The sequence below is a fragment of the Lysobacter concretionis Ko07 = DSM 16239 genome (genome assembly GCF_000768345.1).
Taxonomy (GTDB): Bacteria; Pseudomonadota; Gammaproteobacteria; order Xanthomonadales; family Xanthomonadaceae; genus Novilysobacter; species Novilysobacter concretionis.
On sequence record NZ_AVPS01000001.1, the window covers coordinates 440,035 to 457,285 of the forward strand.

Annotated in this window: 16 protein-coding genes, 1 other RNA gene and 1 riboswitch; of the genes, 13 read left to right on the forward strand and 4 right to left on the reverse strand. The window is 69.6% G+C overall.

Going from position 1 to position 17,251, the window contains the following annotated elements; all coding sequences use genetic code 11:
* Positions 1–12 precede the first annotated feature (12 nt).
* From nrdR to thiL, 7 genes are all read left to right on the forward strand, one after another.
* A complete protein-coding gene (gene nrdR / locus N792_RS01825) occupies positions 13–552 on the forward strand; it encodes a transcriptional regulator NrdR (protein WP_036191931.1) in 540 nt (179 codons plus the stop codon).
* A gap of 95 nt (positions 553–647) precedes the next feature.
* A complete protein-coding gene (gene ribD, locus N792_RS01830; protein WP_036191933.1) occupies positions 648–1,769 on the forward strand; it encodes a bifunctional diaminohydroxyphosphoribosylaminopyrimidine deaminase/5-amino-6-(5-phosphoribosylamino)uracil reductase RibD in 1,122 nt (373 codons plus the stop codon).
* Positions 1,770–2,887: 1,118 nt separating this feature from the next.
* A riboswitch (FMN riboswitch) is annotated at positions 2,888–3,063 on the forward strand.
* A gap of 128 nt (positions 3,064–3,191) precedes the next feature.
* Complete coding sequence (locus tag N792_RS01835) at positions 3,192–3,794, forward strand: riboflavin synthase (RefSeq protein ID WP_036191935.1); 603 nt, start codon at positions 3,192–3,194, stop codon at positions 3,792–3,794.
* Positions 3,795–3,911: 117 nt separating this feature from the next.
* Positions 3,912–5,027, forward strand: coding sequence for a 3,4-dihydroxy-2-butanone-4-phosphate synthase (gene ribB, locus N792_RS01840; RefSeq protein ID WP_036191937.1), 1,116 nt, complete (start codon positions 3,912–3,914; stop codon positions 5,025–5,027).
* Between the two features lie 86 nt (positions 5,028–5,113).
* A complete protein-coding gene (gene ribH / locus N792_RS01845; protein WP_036191939.1) occupies positions 5,114–5,581 on the forward strand; it encodes a 6,7-dimethyl-8-ribityllumazine synthase in 468 nt (155 codons plus the stop codon).
* The gene (gene nusB, locus N792_RS01850; RefSeq protein ID WP_036191941.1) at positions 5,578–6,042 is read left to right on the forward strand and encodes a transcription antitermination factor NusB; all 465 of its coding nucleotides are present in this window, start codon (positions 5,578–5,580) and stop codon (positions 6,040–6,042) included. Before ribH ends, nusB begins: the two co-directional genes overlap by 4 nt.
* A gap of 209 nt (positions 6,043–6,251) precedes the next feature.
* The gene (gene thiL / locus N792_RS01855; protein ID WP_036191944.1) at positions 6,252–7,295 is read left to right on the forward strand and encodes a thiamine-phosphate kinase; all 1,044 of its coding nucleotides are present in this window, start codon (positions 6,252–6,254) and stop codon (positions 7,293–7,295) included.
* Positions 7,296–7,470: 175 nt separating this feature from the next.
* Here thiL and N792_RS01860 read toward each other — a convergent pair whose 3' ends face one another.
* The 4 genes from N792_RS01860 to N792_RS13655 are packed head-to-tail and all read right to left on the reverse strand — an operon-like array spanning position 7,471 to position 11,212.
* Positions 7,471–8,085 (reverse strand): uracil-DNA glycosylase family protein, encoded by a 615-nt coding sequence (locus N792_RS01860; protein WP_036191946.1) that lies wholly within the window; start codon positions 8,083–8,085, stop codon positions 7,471–7,473.
* Entirely contained in the window at positions 8,082–9,467 is a 1,386-nt protein-coding gene (locus tag N792_RS01865) for an FAD-binding oxidoreductase (RefSeq protein ID WP_036191948.1), read from the reverse strand. Before N792_RS01865 ends, N792_RS01860 begins: the two co-directional genes overlap by 4 nt.
* Positions 9,468–9,492: 25 nt before the next feature.
* Complete coding sequence (locus N792_RS01870; protein ID WP_036191950.1) at positions 9,493–9,873, reverse strand: YraN family protein; 381 nt, start codon at positions 9,871–9,873, stop codon at positions 9,493–9,495.
* On the reverse strand, positions 9,857–11,212 hold the full coding sequence (locus tag N792_RS13655; protein ID WP_036191952.1) for a penicillin-binding protein activator: 1,356 nt from the start codon (positions 11,210–11,212) through the stop codon (positions 9,857–9,859). The genes N792_RS01870 and N792_RS13655 overlap by 17 nt, the downstream gene beginning before the upstream one ends.
* Positions 11,213–11,378: 166 nt before the next feature.
* On the opposite strand from N792_RS13655, the gene rsmI reads away from it, so the two are divergent.
* From rsmI to N792_RS01900, 6 genes are all read left to right on the forward strand, one after another.
* A complete protein-coding gene (gene rsmI, locus N792_RS01880; protein WP_036191954.1) occupies positions 11,379–12,224 on the forward strand; it encodes a 16S rRNA (cytidine(1402)-2'-O)-methyltransferase in 846 nt (281 codons plus the stop codon).
* Between the two features lie 610 nt (positions 12,225–12,834).
* An RNA gene (rnpB, locus tag N792_RS13325) (RNase P RNA component class A) lies at positions 12,835–13,214 on the forward strand.
* Positions 13,215–13,621: 407 nt separating this feature from the next.
* The gene (mraZ, locus tag N792_RS01885) at positions 13,622–14,065 is read left to right on the forward strand and encodes a division/cell wall cluster transcriptional repressor MraZ (RefSeq protein ID WP_036191956.1); all 444 of its coding nucleotides are present in this window, start codon (positions 13,622–13,624) and stop codon (positions 14,063–14,065) included.
* Positions 14,062–15,021 carry a 16S rRNA (cytosine(1402)-N(4))-methyltransferase RsmH gene (rsmH, locus tag N792_RS01890; protein ID WP_036191958.1) on the forward strand — a complete coding sequence of 320 codons (960 nt, stop codon included), beginning with the start codon at positions 14,062–14,064 and terminating at the stop codon, positions 15,019–15,021. The genes mraZ and rsmH overlap by 4 nt, the downstream gene beginning before the upstream one ends.
* Positions 15,018–15,284 carry a cell division protein FtsL gene (gene ftsL, locus N792_RS01895; protein WP_036191960.1) on the forward strand — a complete coding sequence of 89 codons (267 nt, stop codon included), beginning with the start codon at positions 15,018–15,020 and terminating at the stop codon, positions 15,282–15,284. Before rsmH ends, ftsL begins: the two co-directional genes overlap by 4 nt.
* 134 nt (positions 15,285–15,418) lie before the next feature.
* Positions 15,419–17,212 carry a peptidoglycan D,D-transpeptidase FtsI family protein gene (locus tag N792_RS01900; RefSeq protein WP_224743936.1) on the forward strand — a complete coding sequence of 598 codons (1,794 nt, stop codon included), beginning with the start codon at positions 15,419–15,421 and terminating at the stop codon, positions 17,210–17,212.
* The last annotated feature ends 39 nt before the right edge of the window (positions 17,213–17,251 follow it).

A 17,251-nucleotide genomic window follows, 5' to 3' on the forward strand; every position in this document is an offset into this window, starting at 1 on the left:
CCGCCCTGCGCCTTGCACTGTCCCTTCTGCCAGCACGTCGACACCCGCGTCATTGATTCGCGGGTGTCCGACGATGGCGCGACCATCCGCCGCCGCCGCGTGTGCGAGGCCTGCGGCGAGCGGTTCTCGACCCTGGAAACCATCGAGCTCAAGCTGCCGGTGATCATCAAGTCCGACGGCCGCCGCGAGGCGTTCGATGCGCGCAAGCTGCGCGCCGGCTTCGACCGCGCGCTGCAGAAGCGGCCGGTGGCGGAGGAGCAGATCGAGGCGGCGGTACGCGCGGTGGTGCACCAGTTGCGCCGTACCACCGAGCGCGAGCTGTCGTCGATGCGGGTCGGCGAGTTCGTGATGGGCGAGCTGCGCAAGCTCGACCACGTCGGCTACGTCCGCTTCGCCTCGGTCTATCGCGCGTTCCAGGACGTGGCGGATTTCCGCGACGAACTCGACCGGCTGGAGAGCGACAGCTCCGGCGAGGACCAGCTGCCGCTGCTGGGCGGGGCATTCCCGCTGTCCGACAAGACGCCAGCGTTCGACAAGGGGCGCAAACGCTGAGGGATGCGGCAGTCTCTGTCGCCCCGATTTTTTCGCCAGGCCGACGGTTGATACCGCTTTCGGCCGGAAACCAATACGACGAGGAGCCTTGGCCGATGTCCGAATTCACCGCCACCGACCACTTGCTGATGGCCCGCGCGTTGCGCCTGGCCGAGCGCGGCGCCTACACGACCCGGCCGAACCCGATGGTCGGTTGCGTGATCGCGCACGGCGACGAAGTGGTCGGGGAGGGCTACCACCAGCGCGCCGGTGAAGCCCACGCCGAAGTGCTGGCGCTGCAGGCCGCCGGCGAGCGGGCCCGGGGCGCGACCGCCTACGTGACCCTGGAACCGTGCGCGCACACGGGCCGCACCGGGCCGTGTGCGGATGCGCTGGTGGCCGCCGGAGTGGCGCGGGTGGTCGCGGCGATGCGCGACCCGTTCCCGCAGGTCGACGGGGCCGGTTTCGACACGCTGGAAGCGGCCGGCATCCGGGTCACCCACGGCCTCATGGAAGCCCAGGCGCGCGAGCTCAATCGCGGTTATCTGTCGCGGCTCGTGCGCGGCCGGCCGTGGGTGCGGGTCAAGCTGGCGACCAGCCTGGACGGGCGCAGCGCGCTGGCCAATGGCGAGTCCAAGTGGATCAGCGGCGAGGCTTCGCGCCACGACGTGCAGCACTGGCGCGCGCGCGCCGGGGCGATCATCACCGGGGCCGGCACCGTGCTGGCCGACGACCCTTCGTTGACCGTGCGGCTGGGCGACGACACCCCGTTCGAGCCGCCGTTGCGGGTCGTGCTTGACGCCGGCCTGGCGACGATCACGCGCGGCCGCGTGCGCGAGGGCGATGCGCCGACGCTGTACATCCATGCTCCCGACACCAAGCTCAGCCGCGGCATCAGTGCACAACTGGCGACGGTGGCGGTGAAGGGCGGGCGCTTCGATCTGCACGAGGTGCTGGCGTTGCTGGCCGGGCGCGGCATCAACGAGGTCCAGGTGGAGGCCGGCGCGACCCTCGCCGCGGCGTTCCTGGAGGCCGGGTTGGTGGACGAGCTGCTGCTCTACATCGCGCCGGTGCTGATGGGATCTCAGGCACGGCCGTTGTTCGATGGGCTGAACATCGAGCACATGACCGACAAGCTGCAGCTGGACATCATCGAGACGCGCCGTCTGGGCGATGACATGCGGGTGCTGCTGCAGCCACGCCGCGACGATGCGGTCGTAGCGTCCGGCGGCCGGTGACCTGAGGTCGGTTATCAAGGGCCGGGGCGACGCGAGTGTGCCTGCCGGGTATCCCGCTCAGTCGCTCCACGAAATTCGCTTGGTGATCGGGACACCCGGCAGGCACTACCGGACTGTCTGGTGGTCGTGGGAAATCAAAGGCGGTGCCGTGGCTTACGGGTCGGATCTGAGCTTCGGATTCGATGGTGAGTAGGCTTTTTCTGTTCGGTTGGGATTGAAAAGCTGCGGTAGCGCGGGTGCGCCTGCCGGGCACCCCGCTCAGTCGCTCCACGAAATTCGCTTGGTGATCGGGACACCCGGCAGGCGCTACCGGACTGTCCGGTGGCCGTGGGAAATCAAAGGAATAAAGCCGACCGGCGACGGCATTCAGCGGACTTTTCCTTCTCCCCCGGGAGAAGGTGCCCGAAGGGCGGATGAGGGTTCGGCGACTGTCGAGGGCAGTTCCAACAGCGAAGTACGTTTAACTGCACGGGCAGCGCCTGCCGGGTATCCCGCTCAGTCGCTCCACGATATTCGCTTGGCGATCGGGATACCCGGCAGACGCCACCCGGATCTTTCGGTGGCCGACGGGAAAAGCAGGTTCACGCGACTTGATGGCATGGCACCGCATGCGATGCCAATGAATGGCCGATGCGGCGTCCGGGCGGGGTGTTGCGGACAGCAGGCCATGGGTGAGCGTGACCCGCTTGCGCAGCATTGTCGCGCGGGTCACGTGAACGCCCGGCGCGCTGCGCCGGGCCGGACCGCGGAGCGGCCTGCGGCGGTGAGTGGGGCATGGGTGAGTGCAGGCGGCTTGCGCGGCACTGCCGCGCGCCTGTGCGAACGGCCGGCGTGCTGCGCCGGGCCGGACCGCGGAGCGGCCCGCCGGAACCGGGCAGCAAGCACCCCGGCAGGGCGACGCTGCAACCGAAGCTATTGAGCTGCTGTTGCCGTTGTTTTTCAATTCCTGGCTGGGCGGCATTGCCCCGCCATGCAAATCCGCCCGTTCCACAACCGTTCCGCCCGTTCCACAACCGTCCCCAAGGCCGTCAACCGTGCCACAGCGTTCCACAAGCCGGAATGGTGGCGGCTTTTGCGGCTGCTAGAATCGCCGGGCTGCCGCCGAGCGGTGGCACACGTAACGTCTTCAGGGCGGGGTGCAACTCCCCACCGGCGGTAGGTTTCGGTGGCAACCAGCCAGCGCGACAAGCCCGCGAGCGCCTCCGGCGGCATGCTTCGGCGTGGCCGTGGAGGGTCAGCAGATCCGGTCCGATGCCGGAGCCGACGGTCATAGTCCGGATGAAAGAAGACGGCGGCAGCTGGCATTTTGCCGGCTGCCCGCCATTGCCTTGTGGCGTTTTTCGCTGACCATCCATGCGGGAAACGATCCATGTCCAATGCCATGAAAACCCCTGTCAATTCCCTTCCCCGGGAGCCGCGCTGATGTTCACCGGCATCATCGAGGGCGTCGGCCGGCTGGCCGCGCGCGAGTCGCTGGGCGGTGACGCCCGGCTCATCATCGAGGTCGGCTCGCTGCCGTTCGAGCAGGTCGCGCTGGGCGAGAGCATCGCGGTCAATGGCACCTGCCTGACCGTGGTCGGATTCGATGCGGCCTCGTTCCAGGCCGATGCATCCAACGAGACGCTCGCGCTCACCACGCTCGGCCAATTGCCGGTCGGCGCGGCGGTCAACCTGGAGCGCGCGATGCGCCCGACCGACCGCCTTGGCGGCCACCTGGTCAGCGGGCACGTCGATGGCGTCGGTGCGGTCGCGGCGATCGCGCAGGATGCGCGCGCGCAGCGCTGGCGCTTCACCGCGCCGGACGCCGTGCTGCGCTATGTCGCCAAAAAGGGCTCGATCTGCGTCGACGGCGTCAGCCTGACCGTCAACGAGGTCGATGCGGACGGCTTCGAGGTCGCGCTGGTGCCGCACACGGTGGCCCATACCGCCTTCGCGGACACCGGGCCGGGCGATGCGGTCAATCTGGAGGTCGATCTGGTCGCGCGCTATGTCGAACGCCTGCTGCAGGGCCGTGCGGAAGGCTGACGTCGCGGGCCTTCCGTCCGCGCTTGCCTCCACCACCGGTTTCCGTCCGTGCGGAAACGACGATCACGGGCCCGCGGCGCGTCCCTGCCGCCGGCCCACACCACAGGAACCACTCCGATGAGCTTTGCCACTGTCCCCGAACTGCTGGAAGAGATCCGCGCCGGCCGCATGGTCGTGATCGTCGATGACGAGGACCGCGAGAACGAAGGCGACCTGATCATGGCCGCCGAGCTGGTCAAGCCGTCCGACATCAACTTCATGGTCACCCACGCGCGTGGCCTGGTGTGTCTGTCGCTGACCCGCGAGCGCTGCCACCAGCTCGGCCTGCCGCCGATGGTGCGCGACAACACCTCCCAGCACCACACCAACTTCACCGTCAGCATCGAGGCCGCCGAGGGCGTCACCACCGGCATCAGCGCCTACGACCGCGCCCACACGGTGCGCACCGCGGTGCGGCCGGACGCGGCGCCGGCCGACCTCAACCAGCCCGGCCACATCTTTCCGTTGCAGGCCCAGCCCGGCGGCGTGCTCAACCGCGCCGGCCATACCGAAGCGGCGGCCGACCTGGCGCTGCTGGCCGGGCTGGAGCCGGCCGGCGTGCTGGTCGAGGTGCTCAATGCCGACGGCACCATGGCGCGGCGGCCGGAGCTGGAGCGGTTCGCGGTCGAGCATGGCCTCAAGATCGGCTCGATCGAGCAGTTGATCCGCTACCGGCTGGAGACCGAGCACACCGTCGAACGGGTCGACAGCCGGGTGATCCGGACCGACCACGGGCCGTTCCAGCTGGTGACCTACCGCGACCGTCTCAGCCACGCGCTGCATTTCGCCCTGTTGCTCGGCGAGCCGGATCCGGACGTGCCGACCCTGGTCCGGGTGCAGATGCAGAACCCGCTGGCGGATGGCCTGCATTGGCGACGGCAGGACTTCGGCCCGGCGGTGGGCGACGTGCTGGCCGCGATCGCCGCGCAGGGCCGCGGTGCGCTGGTGCTGCTGGCCGAGCACGTCGATGCCGCCACCTTGCTGGCGCGGATCCGGACCGAGCCGCAGGCCGCGGAAACCACGGCGCACGAGATCAGTCCCGGCGCCGGACAGGGCCTGGCCGAATGGCGGCGCAACGGCGCCGGCAGCCAGATCCTCGCCGACCTGGGCCTGGGCAAGCTGCGGGTGCTGGGCACGCCGCGCAAGCAGGTCGGCTTGGCCGGGTTCGGGCTGGAAGTGGTGGAGTATGTCTGAGCCCATGCACATGGCGCGCGCGGCCGCACGGTAAACTGCGCCGTCGCGTCGTTCGCGAATCCTTCCCTTTCAAGGCTTTTCCTTACATGCCCCATATCGAAGGCGACCTGCGCAGCCCGGACGGCGCGCGTTTCGCGATCATCGCCAGCCGCTGGAACCCGCGCATCACCGACACCCTGGTCGCCGGTGCGCGCAAGACCTTTGCCGAGCATGGCGTGGCCGAAACGGCGATCGACGTGATCCGGGTGCCCGGTGCCTGGGAGATCCCGGTCGCCGCCGCGCGTATCGCGACCGCCGGCGCGCACGCCGCGATCGTCGCGCTGGGCTGCGTGGTGCGCGGCGACACGCGCCATTACGAGCAGGTCGCCGATGGCTGCTCGGAAGGGCTGATGCGGGTCGCGCTGGATTCCGGCGTGCCGGTCTGCAACGGCGTGCTCGCGGTCGAACTGCACGAGGATGCCGAGAAGCGCGCCGATGGCAGCCACGGCAACAAGGGCGAGGAGGTCGCGCTGGCCGCACTGGAGATGGCGAACCTGATGGAGAAGCTGGCATGAACCAGCGTCGTCGTCCGGGCGGGATCGATCCGGTCATGCGTTCGCGCGCGCGCCGGCGTGCGTTGCAGGCCGTCTACGCCTGGCAGCTGTCGGGTTCCGGCGTGAGCGACGTGGTGGAGCAGTTCGCCCACGAGCAGGCGCGGGAAGTCGCCGATCTGGCGTACTTCGAGGAGCTCGTCCGCGGGGTCGCCAAGCAGCGGGTCGAGCTGGACAAGGCGCTGGCGCCGTTCCTGGACCGCGATATCGAGCAGGTCGATCCGATCGAGCTGGCGGTGCTGCGCATCGCCGCCTACGAGTTGCACCACCGGCCGGACGTGCCGTACCGGGTGGTGATCAACGAGGCGATCGAGTCGGTCAAGCGTTTCGGTGCGGAGCACGGGCATACGTATGTCAACGGGGTGCTCGACCATGCCGCAGCGCAGTGGCGCGCGGTCGAGGTGAGTGCGTCGCGGAAGCGGTAGGGCGAAAGAGCAGGGGCGGGACCCGTGGGGCACCGGCCGGGAGGCCCGTCCAGTCGCTCCACGAAATTCGCTTGGTGGACGGGCCTCCCGACCGGCGCCATGGGACAGTCCGGTGGTTGCGGCAGGGTGAGGCCGGCCAGGCCGGTGTTCCGGATCACATTGCGCGATGCGGGCTTCAGCACGCCGCGCCCAATCTGCAGGTAACCCCATTGGCCGAGTTCGACCTCATCGATCGCATCCGTTCGCGCGCCGCGACGCGCGGGGACGTGGTGCTCGGCATCGGCGATGACGCTGCGATCGTGCAGGTGCCTGCCGGTCGGCAGCTGGTGGTCTGCACCGACACGCTCAACGCCGGCGTGCATTTCCCGCTCGACACGGCGGCGGCCGACATTGGCTGGAAGGCGCTGGCGGTCAACCTGTCCGACCTGGCGGCGATGGCCGCCGAGCCGGCATGGTGCATCTTGTCGTTGTCGATGCCGGCCGACGATCCGGCCTGGCTGGACGGCTTTCTGGACGGCTTCCTTGGCCTGGCGGCGCAGCACGCCGTGGCCCTGATCGGCGGCGATACCACCCGCGGGCCGTTGTCGATCAGCGTGACCGCGCACGGTCTGGTCGAGCCGGGCGGCGCATTGTGTCGCGACGGTGCGCAGGTGGGCGACGACCTCTGGGTGACCGGCACGCTGGGTGATGCGGCGGCGGCGCTGGCACTGCTGCTGCCCGGCGCGGGTCTTCCGGCATTGAAGCGCGACGAGGATGAACGCGGTCGAGCTTCGCACCCGGCATCTGATCCGCCATCGCCGCTGGAAAGTGCGCGCGCCGAGGCGATCGAGCTCCTGCGTCCGCGCCTGGACCGGCCGACGCCGCGCGTCGCCGTGGGTCGGCGGTTGGGTGGCCTCGCCCATGCCGGGATCGATATTTCCGACGGCCTGCTCGCCGATCTCGCCCACATCTGTCGCGCCAGCGGCGTTGCGGCCGAGATCGAGCTGGATGCCCTGCCGTGTTCGCCCGCCTTGGCGCGCGCATTCGAGCTGCGGCAGCGCCGCGTGTTGCAGGCGACCGGCGGCGACGATTACGAGCTGTGCTTCAGCGCCCCGGTGCGCGCACGCGAATCGATCGATGCCCTGGCGGTACAGACCGCCACCGCGATCACCCGCATCGGCCGGGTGATCGCTGGCGAAGGCGTGCGGGCACGGGACGCCGGTGGCGGGCAGTGGCATCCGCCGCGTCCCGGCTACACGCACTTTGCGGAGTGACCGTACCGGAGCACGTTGCGACCCGGTGGTGCCAAATGGACCGTCGCCCGTTCGGTTTGCCATCCTTGCGAGGCTTCCTGCCGGCGACCGGCAAGCGATTCCGTCACGGGCGCGCGGGAAAGGGCGATTGATGAAAAGGCGGCGTCCAGCAAACCGGGCGCACGCCAGCCCGCGGTTACTGCGTTGGCGCGCCCTTCGGCGGCGGTGACGACAACACCTCGTGCACGCGCTGTCGCAGCACCGGCAGCACCTCGCCTTCGAACCACGGGTTGGCCTTGAACCAGGCCACATTGCGCGGACTGGGATGGGGCAGGGGCAGGTAGTGCGGCAGGTAGTCGCGCCACGCACGCATGGTCGCGGTCAGGCTGTCGCCGCGCCGGGGGCCGAGGAACCAGGCCTGGGCGTACTGGCCGATCAGCAGGGTCAGGCCGATGTCCGGCAGCAGCGGCAGCAATTGCGGGTGCCAGGTGGCGCGGCATTCGGGACGCGGCGGGGCGTCGCCGGAACCGGCCTTGCCGGGGTAGCAGAAGCCCATCGGCACGATCGCGACCTGGCGCTCGTCGTAGAAGGTCTGGCTATCGATCCCCAGCCATTCGCGCAGGCGCTTGCCGCTGGCATCGTCCCAGGGCACGCCGCTGAGGTGCACCTTGCGGCCGGGCGCCTGGCTGGCGATCAGCAGGCGGGCGCTGGCGCTGGCGGCCAGTACCGGGCGCGGCCCCAACGGCAGGTGGGCTTCGCAGATCCGGCAGGCGCGGATGCGGACCAGCAGCTCGTCGAGTTCGCGGCTCACGGCGGCAGCAGTTTTCCCGGGTTGAGGATGCCGTCGGGATCGAAGGCGGTCTTGATCTGTCGCATCAGGGCGAGCGTCGGCGGGGTGACGGCCCGGGGCATGAAGTCGCGCTTGGCCAGACCGATCCCGTGTTCGCCCGACAGCGTGCCACCGAGCGAAATGGCCAGCGTGAACACCTCGGCCATGGTGGCGTTGGCGCGCGCGGATTGATCCCCGTCGGCCGGGTCGTACATCAGGTTGACGTGCAGGTTGCCGTTGCCGGCGTGTCCGAAGCAGACAATCGGCAGGCCGCACTCGCGCGACAGCCGCTGCACGCCATCGACCAGTTCGGGAATGCGCGATACCGGCACCACCACGTCCTCGTTGATCTTGCCCGGGGCGAGGGTGCGCAGCGCCGGCGACAGCGATTTGCGCGCCGCCCACAGCTGCGCGCGTGCGGCTTCATCGGCGGCATCGTCGAGGGCGACCAGACCGTCGCCTTCGGCCGCGCGCATCAGGGCCTCGATGTCGTGTGGCAGGCGATCGGCATCGCCATCGGCCTCGATCATCAGCAACGCGCCGGCATCGTGCGGCAGTTCGGCGCCGCCGACATCGCGGGCCAGGCGCACCGCCTGGGCGTCCATGAACTCCAGCATCGATGGGGTCACCGGCTGCGCCATCAGCCGCGCGACCGCCCGCGCGGCGCTGGACACGTCGCGGTAGATCGCCCGCAGCGCGCGCCGGGCGGAGGGCAACGGCGTCAGGCGCAGCGAGGCCTCGACGATCAGCGCCAACGTGCCCTCGCTGCCGACCAGCAGCCGTTGCAGGTCGTAACCGGTCGAGCCCTTGGTGGTCGCGGTGCCGCAGTGGATCAGCTCGCCCGCGCCGGTGACCGCGGTCAGGGCAAGGACGTTGTCGCGGCTGGCACCGTACTTCACCGCGCGCGGGCCGCCGGCGTTGCAGGCCAGGTTGCCGCCGACGGTGCTGAACGCGGCACTGGTCGGGTCCGGTGGCCAGAACAGGCCGTGCGGCGCGAGTGCGGTCTGCAGGTCGCCGTTGAGCACGCCGGGCTGGACCACCGCGCAGCGGTCGCCGGGACGGATGTCGAGGATCGCGTCCATGCGCTCGAACGACACCACCACGCCGCCCTGGACGGGCACGGCCGCGCCGGTGGTGTTGGTGCCGCGGCCCCGCGCGACCAGCGGGATGCGGTGCGCGCGGCAGGCGCGGACCAGCGCGATCACCTGCGCGGTCGAGGTCGGCAGCGCCACCGCGTCGGGCAGCGCCAGCCGCCGCGAGTTGTCGTAGGCGTAGGCCAGCCGCTCGCTGTCATCGACCAGCCAGCCCGCACCGAGCAGGTCGGTCATGTCGCGATGCAAAGACGAGGGCAGGGGCGTGGTCATGATCGGGAAATCGCGCGGCCGGCGCTCAGCAGTCGTCTGCCCGGAACGCGTCGCGCAGCCAGTTCAGGCGCGGCGCTTCGGGGTCGCCGTCGGCTTCGACGACGTCGAACCGGCACGCGCCGTCGGCGTAGCGGCGGTGGCGCTGCAGGAACATCTGCGCGGCGCGCACCAGTTTGCGTCGCTTGTGGACATCGACCGAAACCGCGCCGCCGCCGAAGCGGGCGTCGCGCCGGTAGCGCACCTCGACGAACACCAGCGTGTCGCCGTCGAGCATCACCAGGTCGATCTCGCCCAGGCGGTAGCTGGCGTTGGTCGCGACCGGACTCAGGCCGGCTTCGACCAGGTACCCGCGCGCGGCGGCCTCGACCGCCGTGCCCCGGCTGCGGCGGTCAGCGACCGGCGGCACTGGGCAGTGCGGCCGTCACGCCGCCCTGGAACGTCGACCAGGCGGGCACACGCCGGACGTTGCCGGACGAGTCGATGCCGAGCATGCCGGTGGCGCCGGCCACATGGGCATCGGGCGATTGCGCCAGCCGCTCCATGTAGGCGCTCAGCAGCCAGGCGTCGTACCCGAACGCGAACAGGCGGGCGGCCGGACCGCGCGCGGTGGGCGTGGTTTTTGCGGCGCTCGCGGCCGGAGGCAGGCCCGGCACGTGGCGGCCGCTGGTCCAGGTCTCGCCGGGGAAGGCGATGCCGTCCAGCACGCGGTCCTCGCCGGCATCGCCGGTGCCGGAAAGCAGTTGCGAGGTGGCGACCAGCGGCTTGCCCGCCAGGCCGGCCATGGCGAGCTTCGGCATCAGTTCGCGGGCGGCCGTGCCGCGCACGGCAAGGAAGACCGCATCAATGCCGCCTTCCTTCTGCGCGAACGGAGCGAGATCGACGATGCCGGGGTGGACCACGTCGGTCACCACCGCGCCTTGCGCCGCCAACTGGGTGCGCAGGGCATCCACCGAGCGCCGCGCGTTGTCATCGCCGGCAGCCACCACCAGTACCCGCCGCGCGCCGCGCTGGATGAGCAGATCGGCGGCGGCGATGCCTTCGTCCTCCGGCGACAGCGAGAAGCTCGCGTTGCCGGCCGGCGGTGGCACCGTGCCGTGGTTGAGCGCCAGCACCGGGACCGGCAGCGCGCCGCGGCGGAACAGGGCATCCACGCCCTCGCGCGACAGCGGGCCGATCACGAAATCGTTGCCGGCCGCGACCGCGCGGTCGTACGCGGCCACCGCACCGCCGCCGCCCTCGGTGTCGTAGAACGCCACCTCCGGCCGGCGCCGCGACTCGGCGTAATACGCGGCGAGGAATCCGTCGCGCACCGAGGCCGCCGCGACGGCCAGCTCGCCTGACAGCGGCAGCAACACGCCGAGTTTCACCGGCGGGCGATAGCCGTCCCGGTCGGCAGTCGGCCGGTTGCCGGCATCGAACCGCCACGGCGTGCGATCCAGCGGGCGCGGCAACGGCAGGCCGCGCGCCAGCAGCGCACGCGCCAGATGGTTGTAGACCGGATCGCCGACCGGCAACGCCGCCGCCTCGCGGGCGAGGGTGGCGTTGTCCAGTTGCGCCAACAGCGCATCGATCGGGCTGTTGCCGGCGCCGCTGCGCACCAGCTCGCCGGCTTCGGCGACGACGGGGTGCGGGCCGAGGTGTGTCGATGACGGGCTGGACAGGGAGGCGCAGCCGCCCAGCAGCACGACAGCCATGGCGAGGGCGAACAACCAGCTGCGCCGGGGACGTGGAATGTGAAAGCTCATCGGCATGCGCTCGCCGCGGGGCGGCGTTCCAGTGGGGACCGCCGTCGATTCTACCGGCACCGCCGCCGACCGCGTCGACGCGCTGCAGCGGGTCCGGCGGGCTGAATGAGCCGCGCACGCGGATCGGCGCAAGACTTCCGCCGGCCGCATCCCTACCATCGTCACGATGCACAAGCCCGGCACCCTGCACATCATCGCGACCCCGATCGGTAACCTCGGCGACATCTCCGCCCGCGCGCTGGAGGTGCTCGCCCGCGTCGATGCCATCTGCGCCGAGGACACCCGCCACACCCGCCAACTGCTGTCGCACTTCGGCATGGAGCGTCCGCTGCTGGCCCTGCACCAGCACAACGAGGACGCCCAGGCCGCGCAACTGGTGGCCCGGTTGCAGGCCGGCGATTCGCTGGCATTGGTATCGGATGCCGGCACCCCGCTGGTCAGCGACCCCGGATTCCGGCTGGTACGCGCCGCCCGCGAGGCCGGCGTGCGGGTATCGCCCGTGCCCGGTGCCTGCGCGGCGATCGCCGCTCTGAGCGTGGCGGGCATCGCGTCCGACCGGTTTGCGTTCGAGGGCTTCTTGCCAGCGAAATCCGGCGCGCGGCGCGAGCGGCTGGCGCGACTGGCGGCGGAAACGCGCACGCTGATCTTCTACGAGTCCGCGCACCGCATCGAAGAGTCCCTGGCCGATTTCGTCGCCGCATTCGGCCCCGACCGCCGCGCCGTGCTCGCGCGCGAACTTACCAAGCTGTTCGAGACCGTGCTCGATGGCGATCTGGCAACACTGCTGACGCACGTGCAGGCCGACCCCAACCAGCGCAAGGGCGAGTTCGTGCTGGTGGTGGAAGGCATCGGCGATGACACCGAGGCGAAGCTGGTCGAAGGCCGCCGGCTGTATCTGATGCTGTCCGCGCACCTGCCACCCTCGACCGCGGCGAAACTCGCCGCCGAACTGAGCGGCGCCCCCCGCAAAACGCTGTATGGCAGTGGCGACCGGGATGGCGCTGAGGCGTAACGGCCACATCGGCGGAGTTCGTCAGGGACGGTCTGAGCGACTCATTTTTGTCTGTCATTTCCGCGAAGACGGGAATCCATGGACGCTTGCTCGTCGGCAAATGGCAAGTAGTTACGTTGAGCCGTAGAAGACGAAGCAGGCGCCTGGCGGGCTGCCACATGGGGCGAGTTCGTCGACTCCGGCAGGAGCGTCGCCCTGTCGGGGTGCTTGCTGCCCGGTTCGGGCGGCCATCCATGGCCGCACTCACCGCCGCAGGCCATCCATGGCCTGCTGTCCGCAACACCCCGCCAAGACGCCGCATCGGCGCTTCGTTGACGTCGCGTGTTGTGAGTCTTCTGTTCCATCGGCCACCGAGACAATTCGATGGCGCCTGTCGGGCGTCCCGATCACCAAGCGAATATCGTGGAGCGACTGATCGGGATGCCCGGCAGGCGCTGCCCGTGAAACTGACAGGCGCATCAAACGGATGATCTGGCTCCGGATAGGGCGCTACGCCACCGCAAGCAGAGATAAGCTGCGCCGCCGGTCTGCCCTCCAGCTGAATTCCAGCACCCGTCGAGGGCGAGACAAGCCCCCGCGACCTTCCGGCAACCGGTAGACTGCGCGCGGCGGAGTCGGCCAGACAGTCGCGTCATCGCAGCGGGTTCGCCCGCGACGGTGCCGAGGAAAGTCCGGGCTCCACAGGGCACGGTGCCAGGTAACGCCTGGGCGGCGCGAGCCGACGGAAAGTGCAACAGAGAGTAGACCGCCGAACGGTCCGGTGTTCGAAAGAATGCCGGGCGCGTGGCAAGGGTGAAACGGTGCGGTAAGAGCGCACCGCGAGTCTGGCAACAGACCGGCACGGCAAACCCCACCGGGAGCAAGACCAAATAGGGACCTCATGGCGCTGCCCGCGTCGGGTCCGGGTAGGTTGCTTGAGCGTATCGGTGACGATGCGCCTAGAGGAATGACTGTCCACGACAGAACCCGGCTTATCGGCCGGCTCCGCCACTTTTTTCCGCACCGAGACCCGCCCAGGGCGCATTCGCCCGGTTCGACCCGCGCAGGATTGCCGGGGGCGTGCTCGAACCGCGCAATTGCTGCGTCGCAGCATGAAGGCTGCGTGAAGGCTGGCGTTGCTTCCGGGCCCGCCACCGCAGTGAGCTGCGTCTCAAAATATGAGACGAAACAAGGCTTAGCCGACAAGTCTTGAATAAGACTCTGAAGTGTTACGCAAGCTATTGATCCCGTTGATGAATTTCCTTTTGAAATTCGTTGACATCACCTGGAGCCGTCCCTAAGGTGGTGTTCGGAGGGAAAACCGGGTTTTTTGTGGTTTTCAATGGCTGCAATCGGATTTTCCCGGTTGCCCGACAGGCAGAACCGCCCAGAGAGGCGGGCCCACGCAAAGGTGCGCAATGTTCCAGGGCGAGACCGCCATCACGATCGACGACAAGGGCCGGATGGCGGTGCCCACCGCCTACCGCGATCAGGTCGTGCGTGATTGCGGCAACCACCTGGTCATTACCTACAACCCGTTCGAGGCCGGCTCCCTCTATCTGTATCCGCTGCAGAAGTGGCAGGAGATCCGCGACCAGGTCAACAAGCTGCCCAAGGGCAAGCGCATCAACCGGGCCCTGCAGTTGAAGCTGGTGGGTGCCGCCAGCATCGTCGAGCTCGATGGCAACGGCCGCATCACCGTTCCCGCCAGCCATCGCGCGGCCATCGGCATCGAAAAGAAGGCCGTGCTGCTGGGCATGGGCGACAAGTTCGAACTGTGGAGCGAGCAGGCTCACCACGAACAGATCCGTCAGACCCTGGTCGACGATCTGGGCGACGAACTGCTCGGCCTGAACCTATGACGGGCGGTGGCGTGGAGCGCACAGCGACCTCCGGCCACCTCCCCGTGATGTACCGGCAATCCCTGGACGGTTTGCAGGTGCGCGGGGATGGCACCTATCTGGACGGCACCTTCGGTCGAGGCGGTCACGCGCGCGGCGTGCTCGATCTGTTGGGCGAGAACGGCCGCCTGCTGCTGATGGACAAGGATCCCGAGGCGATCGCGGTGGCCGAGCGTGATTTCGGTGGCGACGCGCGGGTGGCGATCTTCCGCGGCAGCTTCGCCGACATGGCGCGCTGGGGTGCGACCGGGGCCGGCCTGGACGGCGTCCTGCTGGACCTGGGCGTGTCCTCGCCGCAGCTGGATGTCGCCGAGCGCGGTTTCAGTTTCAGCAAGGACGGCCCGCTGGACATGCGCATGGACCCCGACGTGGGCCAGAGCGCCGCGCAATGGCTGGCCACGGCCGATGAGCGTGAGATCGCCGACGTGCTGTGGACCTACGGCGAGGAGCGCCAGTCGCGCAAGATCGCGCGCACCCTCGTTGCGCGTCGGGAGGAGCAGCCGATCACCCGCACGGCCCAGCTGGCCGAGCTGATCGCCGCGGTGATGCCGCGCGGCAAGGACAAAATCCATCCCGCCACCCGCAGCTTCCAGGCGATCCGCATCTTCATCAACCGCGAGCTGGCGGATCTGGAAGCCGGGCTGGATGCGGCGCTGTCGCGCCTGAAGCCCGGCGGCCGGCTGGTGGTGATCAGCTTCCATTCGCTGGAAGACCGCATCGTCAAGCAGTTCATCAACCGGCACGCGAAGGCGCCGCCGGCGAACCGCCGGATGCCGATCGAGATCCCGTTCGATCCGCAGCTGCTGGCGATCGGTGGGGCGCAGAAGGCCGACTTCGACGAGACCTCGGTCAACCCGCGCGCGCGTTCCGCCGTGCTGCGCGTGGCCGAGAAGCTTCCCGTGCAGGAGGCCGCATGACCCTGCGCCTGCTGCTCACTTTGCTGGTGGTCGCGAACCTGGCGACGGCGTTGGCGGTGGTGCATGCGCGCCATCGCCATCGCGTGCTGTTCGTCGAGATCAGCCGGCTGGAGAAGGCGCGCGACGAGCTGGACATCGATTTCGGCCGGCTGCAGCTGGAGCAGGCGACCTGGTCGGAGAGCAACCGCATCGACCAGGTCGCGCGTGACCGTCTGGGGATGAAGTTTCCCGAAGGCGAGGAAATCGTGGTGATCCGGCCATGAGGGGGCGTGCCGGCCAGACACGGGGTGGCGGCAGCCCGGCGCGCTCGTACCGGGCGTGGCTGCAGTCCGTGCTGGGCCGCAACACCGACCGCCAGGCGGCGCGGGGTCGCGCACGCTACAACGTCCGCAAACGCATGGTGCTGGTCGGCGGCGCCCTGGTGGCGTGCTCGCTGGCGCTGGTCGGGCGGGCGTTCGACGTGCAGGTGCTGAACAGCGATTTCTACGTCCGCCAGGGCGATGCGCGCTCGTTGCGCGAGATCCCGATCGCGACTTCGCGCGGCATGATCACCGACCGCAATGGCGAGCCGCTGGCCGTGTCGACGCCGGTCGAGTCGCTGTGGGCAAACCCGCAAGAACTGTTGAAGCACCCCGACCGCATTCCCGAGCTGGCGCAGGTGCTCGGCGTGCCGGCCGACGAACTGGCACGCAAGCTGAGCCAGCGCGCGGACAAGGAGTTCATGTACCTGCTGCGGCGGATCAATCCCAGCCGGGCGAAAGAGGTCATCGACCACGCCATTCCCGGTGTGTTTTCGCAGCGCGAGTTCCGCCGCTTCTATCCGCAGGGCGATGCGATCGCGCACGTGCTGGGTTTCACCAACATCGACGACCGCGGCCAGGAAGGGCTGGAGCTGGCCTTCGACGACTGGCTCAGCGGCACGCCCGGCGCGAAGCGGGTGATCCGCGACGGCCAGGGCCGGATCATCGAGAACGTCGACCTGATCCGGCCGGCCGAGCCGGGCCACGACCTGACCCTGACCCTCGACCGCCGGGTGCAGTACCTGGCGTTCCGTGAGCTGCGCCGCGCGCTGCACGAGGCCGGTGCCTCGGCCGGTTCGGTGGTCGTGCTCGACATCGACACCGGCGAGGTGCTGGCGATGGCGAACCTGCCCAGCTACAACCCCAACCAGCTCGACGGCGGCCGCAGCGACACGCGCCGCAACCGCGCGGTCACCGACGTGGTCGAGCCGGGTTCGACGATGAAGCCGATCACCATGGCGGCCGCGCTGACCGCCGGCACGGTCACCCCGGCCACCATCGTCGACACCTCGCCCGGCACGATGCGCAACGGCCGCTACACCATCAGCGACTTCCGCAACTACGGCGCGCTGACGGTCACCGGCGTACTCACCAAGAGCTCCAACGTCGGCGCCGCCAAGCTCGCGCTGGCATTGCCGGACCAGTACTTCTACGACTTCATCCACGGCTTCGGCTACGGCAGCAAGCCCGGCAGCGGGTTCCCGGGCGAAGCTTCGGGCCTGCTCGCCGCGCCGCGCCAGTGGAGCGGCACCACCAAGGCCACGATGTCGTACGGCTACGGACTGTCGGCCACGCCGCTGCAGATCGCGGTGGCCTACGCGGCGATCGCCAACGGCGGGCGGGTGATCGCGCCGACCTTCGTCAAGGGCCAGCGCAACGAGGCGCGGCAGGCGATCGATCCGGTGGTCTCGCGCCAGGTCCTGCACGCGATGCAGACCGTGACCGAGACCGGCGGCACCGCCACCAGCGCGGCGATCCTGGGCTACCACGTGGCCGGCAAGACCGGCACTTCGCGCAAGTTCAGCGGCACGGGCGGCTATTCCAAGCAATACGTGGCGCTGTTCGCCGGCGTGGTGCCGGTGGAGAACCCGCGGTTTTCGATGGTGGTGGTGATCGACGAGCCCGACGCGAGCGCAGGCTTCGGCTATGGCGGCGGCGCGGTCGCGGCACCGGTGTTCAAGAGCGTCATGGAAGGCACGCTGCGTCTGATGGACGTGCCGCCGGACGACATCGAGACCTGGCTCGCGGCACAGGCGGAAGCCCGCAGCAAGCGCATCCGCGCCAATGGCGGCAGCCCGGCCCGGAACGTCCCGGTGCTGCCGGAAGTCGCTGCGGCGCCGGTGCACTCCCACAGCCTGCCGGCCCCGGTACCGATCGGAGGCGCGCCATGACGGGTGCCGTGACCAGCGTGATCGACAGCGCCCGGCCGC

Bases quoted from the DNA above. Each gene is read 5' to 3' on its own strand.
- ribD (WP_036191933.1), top strand. From the start codon at position 648: ATGTCCGAATTCACCGCCACCGACCACTTGCTGATGGCCCGCGCGTTG.
- N792_RS01835 (WP_036191935.1), top strand. From the start codon at position 3,192: ATGTTCACCGGCATCATCGAGGGCGTCGGCCGGCTGGCCGCGCGCGAG.
- ribB (WP_036191937.1), top strand. From the start codon at position 3,912: ATGAGCTTTGCCACTGTCCCCGAACTGCTGGAAGAGATCCGCGCCGGC.
- ribH (WP_036191939.1), top strand. From the start codon at position 5,114: ATGCCCCATATCGAAGGCGACCTGCGCAGCCCGGACGGCGCGCGTTTC.
- nusB (WP_036191941.1), top strand. From the start codon at position 5,578: ATGAACCAGCGTCGTCGTCCGGGCGGGATCGATCCGGTCATGCGTTCG.
- N792_RS01865 (WP_036191948.1), bottom strand. From the start codon at position 9,467: ATGACCACGCCCCTGCCCTCGTCTTTGCATCGCGACATGACCGACCTG.
- N792_RS13655 (WP_036191952.1), bottom strand. From the start codon at position 11,212: ATGAGCTTTCACATTCCACGTCCCCGGCGCAGCTGGTTGTTCGCCCTC.
- rsmI (WP_036191954.1), top strand. From the start codon at position 11,379: ATGCACAAGCCCGGCACCCTGCACATCATCGCGACCCCGATCGGTAAC.
- mraZ (WP_036191956.1), top strand. From the start codon at position 13,622: ATGTTCCAGGGCGAGACCGCCATCACGATCGACGACAAGGGCCGGATG.
- rsmH (WP_036191958.1), top strand. From the start codon at position 14,062: ATGACGGGCGGTGGCGTGGAGCGCACAGCGACCTCCGGCCACCTCCCC.
- ftsL (WP_036191960.1), top strand. From the start codon at position 15,018: ATGACCCTGCGCCTGCTGCTCACTTTGCTGGTGGTCGCGAACCTGGCG.
- N792_RS01900 (WP_224743936.1), top strand. From the start codon at position 15,419: ATGGTGCTGGTCGGCGGCGCCCTGGTGGCGTGCTCGCTGGCGCTGGTC.